The sequence below is a fragment of the Promineifilum sp. (SeqCode) genome, assembly GCF_041918635.1.
In the GTDB taxonomy this organism is placed as follows: Bacteria; Chloroflexota; Anaerolineae; order Promineifilales; family Promineifilaceae; genus Promineifilum.
On record NZ_JAYRVJ010000690.1, the window covers coordinates 1 to 4,088 of the forward strand.

The window sequence follows — 4,088 nt, forward strand, 5'->3', positions numbered from 1 at the left end:
AAGTAGTTGCCCTCTACCGGGATGCGGTCTAGCTTCTGCACCGCGCCCGCATAGTAGCCGCCTTCCTTGGCGCCCGCGTGCTGGATGAACCAGCCCATGGCGTTGTTGATGCCCTCCGGGTTGGCGGGCAGGGCCAGGTCAACTTCGTGCAGCCGGCCGGCCGTCCAGCCCGCCGTGGTGTCGCGCCAGAACGTCCACGGGTCGGCCGTGCCGAGCGTGGTGCTCCAGGTGGTAAAGGCTCCATTGTCGATCAGGCTGTTGGTCGTCGCGGCGGCGGTGCGCGCCGGGGTGTGCTCGATGGTGTATTCGCTCCAGGTGTCTTCCGACGAGGTGTAGGTGACGACCAGTTCGGCGAAGGTGCTGGCGGTGAGGGCCAGCACGAGTAGTACACCGAACAGAATCGCCAGTTTGGTCTTGTTCATGGGTGGTGATCTCCTTTACTGAGTGGCTTGTCAATACGTGGTAGGTTATTCCGATACACTCTTGAGATTGGCCGATAATCCTCCTTCAGTCGCAGCCGCCGGGCACGATGGGACATTCGCCGCGCGACGTGTTGACGTGTCGCTTCTGGTATACTTTGTACCATAAGTTGATCCGGCCCGGCGTGAATCGCCTGTTAAAATGGGATGTGTCCCTCTGGAGAGATAGGGGGATGCATCCGGCGGGTGACCGCATTACAATTAGCCTTTATGCCTATCAGAATTAAGAACGCATTTGTCGCCCTGGCGCTCAATCACGTAGATGCCTGGGGCATCGCTACCATCGCTTCACTGCTCGCCCTCGTCGTTCACCAAGCCCTCACGATGGATGGCCTGTGGCTGGTGCTCGTCTTCGGGCTGGGCTACTGGCTGGCCTTCGCCGTCAACGACTACTTTGACGCGCCCTACGATCAGTTGGATCCAGCCAAGGCCAAGGGAAATTTCTTCATCGGTCTGATCGACCGGCCGCGGGTGCGGCGTATCCTGTGGGCGATGTTCTTCGTGCTGGTCGGCGTCATTGCGATGATTTTCTTGCGCTTTGGCTGGGCCGGGGTGATTGTCCTGGCCGTCAGCCTCAGCGTCATGCTAGCTTACTCCGCCCCGCCCGTGCGCCTCAAGAACCGGCCGGGCCTGGACCTGTTGGTGCACGCCCTGTTTGTGGAGACCTTCCCCTACGTGGCGACCGTCTATCTCATCGGCGGGACATGGGGCAGCGTGGATCTCTTCCTCGTCTTCATCGCCTTCATGGCCTCGCTTTCGGCGCAACTGGAACAACAACTGCGCGACTTCGAGGTCGATCAAGCTACTGGCGGTACGTCGGCCACGCTGCTCGGCCGGCGCGCCACCTACGTTCTGCTCGTCCTGGCGACGTTGTTGCTCATCTTCGGCGCGGTGGCCTATCACATGTGGCGGCCTCTGCCCTGGTATTTGATCCCCTTTGCCTTTATCGCCCTGCCGGTGCTGCTGCACCGGCTGGTACGCGGCCCCAATCGCCCGCGGTCGCGCTGGCTCGTCTATGTCTCGGCTGCGGCTGGGCTGATCTATGCGGTCAGCATCGCCGTGTATTTAGCCATCAGCGCCCGTTCCTAGGGCCCATCGCCACCAATTCGCCTAACCCAAGCATCTATTCCGATCCCCTGCTATAATCCCTCCGGTTCACAGGCGGCGCTCAATCCACCGCTGCCAAACGGAGCATTCACAGAGTTCGTAGTCAGGCGATTCATTGCCGTCCCGGCGCGACCTGTGGATGTCTCTCCAAGAGGTTTCATGAGACGTCGAAGTGATTTTGTCTGGCTGACCGTTATTGTCATCGTGGTCGCGGCCTCTATCTGGATACTTACCAATCCCAACTTTCCCATTCGTTTGGGTTTGGACTTGCAGGGCGGCCTACAAGTGCTCATGGAGGCGGACGTGCCCGCCGACCAGGACGTTACCGCGGATCAGATGGATACGGCGCGCCAGATCGTCGATCGTCGTGTAAACGCCATTGGCGTCACTGAGCCGCTGGTGCAGGTCGAAGGCACACGGCGCATCTTGATCGAATTGCCCGGTATCGAAAACCCGGAAGAGGCGTTGTCGCTCATCCAGGAGACGGCCCTGCTGGAATTTGTGGACACCGGCGACACCCCACTGCCGGCCGGCATGTGTATTCGAACGACCCTGAATGAGGGCGCGCCGTCGCGCTGTGAAGTGGTGGCCGAGGATGGCACAGTGGCCGCGCCCGCCCCCACTTTCCCGACCGTGCTCACCGGCGCGGGGCTGCGCGAGGCAGCGGTCAACGCCGATCAACTGGGCCAGTACTTCGTGGACTTCCGTTTGACCGAAGAGGGCGGCCAGGTCTTCGCCGAACACACCGCCGCAAACCAGGGCAAATTCCTGACGATTGTGTTGGACAAAGAGGTCATCTCCAGTCCCACCATCAGCGCCGTCATCGAAGACGCCGGCACGATCACCGGCAACTTCACGCTGGAAGAGGCGCAACGGTTGGCGACGCAGTTGCGCTTCGGCAGCCTGCCTGTGCCGCTGCGCATCGAGAGTACGCGGCAGGTCGGGGCAACGCTCGGCGAGGAGTCGATCCAGGCCAGTGTTCGCGCCGGCATCATCGGTGTTGTCGTCGTGCTCCTGTTCATGCTCATCTACTATCGCTTGCCCGGCGTCCTGGCCGACATCGCGCTCATCGTCTACGTGTTGCTGAGTTTCGCGGTCTTCAAGGGGCTGGGTGTCACGTTGACGCTGCCGGCCATTACCGGCTTTTTGCTGTCCACAGGCATGGCCGTGGATGCTAACGTGCTCGTCTTTGAGCGGATCAAGGAGGAGTTGCGCAAGGGGGCGCACCTGGAGGACGCCATCGACACCGGCTTCTCCCGCGCCTGGAACTCCATCCGCGACTCCAACGTCGCCACCCTGGTGATCTGTTTCATCCTGTGGACGTTTGGCCGGAACTTCGGCGCGAGCGCGGTTGAGGGCTTTGCCGTCACACTGGCTATCGGTGTGATGATTAGCATGTTTACGGCCGTCCTGGTCACCCGGACGCTGGTGCGTCTGGTGTTGGGCCGCGCCGCCGACCGCATCCAGCGCCAGCGGTGGTTGATGGGCGTTTAAGAAGAAGCATCCGCAGATTGGGCAGATTTGGCAGATTTTTTAGGGTGGGTTATGTCCTTTGTTTATCACATTATCGAAAACCGGCGGCGGTATTTCTTGTTTTCAGCTGTGCTGCTGGGGCTGGGACTGGCGGCTATGATCGCCTCCCTGGTGTCGACCGGCTCGCCGTTGCGCGTGGGCGTGGACTTCCGCAGCGGCACGCGCTTCGAGGTACAGTTCGAAGAGGCGGTAGATGAAGGCGCGATTCGCGACGTCTTTGCCGACTTCGGCCTGACCAGCCCGTCCATCATCGCCTTGCGCGGCACGGGCCTGGAAAACGCCTGGCAGATTCGCGGCGAGTTCGTCGCGCCGGAGACGGCTCAGGATATCCTGAGCGCGCTGGGCGAGGTAGCGCCGCTGCGGCCGGGCACGTCGCAGGTGACGAGCGTCAGCGCCAGCGTGGGCAATGAAGTCACGCGCGCGGCCATCATCGCCGTCATCTTCTCGGCCATCGTCGTCCTCTTTTATATCGTTATCGTCTTTCGCCAGGTGCCCAATACCTTTCGCTACGGCACGACGGCGGTGATCGCCCTTGTCCACGATCTGCTGCTGGTGTTGGGCTTTGGCGCTATCGCCGGCCTGGTGCTCGGCTGGGAAGTGGACGCGCTCTTTCTGACGGCCGTGCTGACTGTGGCCGGCTTCTCATTGCAAGACACCATTGTCCTCTTCGACCGCATGCGCGAGAATATCGCCCGCCGGCCGTTCGAGAAGATCGACCGCATCGCCAACCGCTCCATTGTCGAGACGATCCACCGCTCCCTGGTGACGCAACTCAATGCCATGTTCGTCCTGGTCGCCATTCTGCTCTTCGGCGGCGTCTCCATCCGACCGTTCATCGCCACCCTGTTCATCGGTCTGCTGGCCGGGACGTATAGCTCGATCTTCATCGCCGTGCCGCTGCTGGTGACGTGGGAGGAGCGAATTCTGGCGCGGGCGCGGACGGCATAAGAAGTTGGGAGTTGGGAGTTG

Annotated in this window: 4 protein-coding genes; 3 read left to right on the forward strand and 1 reads right to left on the reverse strand. The window is 61.5% G+C overall.

Annotation, left to right across the window (positions count from 1 at the left end):
- Positions 1–422 (reverse strand): hypothetical protein (locus tag ACE3UY_RS20245; RefSeq protein ID WP_374689292.1); only part of this gene is annotated, 422 nt, incomplete at its 3' end.
- A 267-nt stretch (positions 423–689) separates the two neighbouring features.
- Between ACE3UY_RS20245 and ACE3UY_RS20250 the strand changes: the two genes are divergently transcribed.
- The 3 genes from ACE3UY_RS20250 (at position 690) to secF (ending at position 4,067) form a co-directional block, all read left to right on the forward strand.
- A complete protein-coding gene (locus ACE3UY_RS20250) occupies positions 690–1,568 on the forward strand; it encodes a UbiA family prenyltransferase (RefSeq protein WP_374689293.1) in 879 nt (292 codons plus the stop codon).
- A gap of 177 nt (positions 1,569–1,745) precedes the next feature.
- Positions 1,746–3,080: a protein translocase subunit SecD gene (gene secD / locus ACE3UY_RS20255; RefSeq protein WP_374689294.1), complete on the forward strand. Its 1,335-nt coding sequence runs from the start codon at positions 1,746–1,748 to the stop codon at positions 3,078–3,080.
- Positions 3,081–3,131: 51 nt separating this feature from the next.
- Positions 3,132–4,067, forward strand: a complete 936-nt coding sequence (secF, locus tag ACE3UY_RS20260) for a protein translocase subunit SecF (protein ID WP_374689295.1) — start codon at positions 3,132–3,134, stop codon at positions 4,065–4,067.
- The last annotated feature ends 21 nt before the right edge of the window (positions 4,068–4,088 follow it).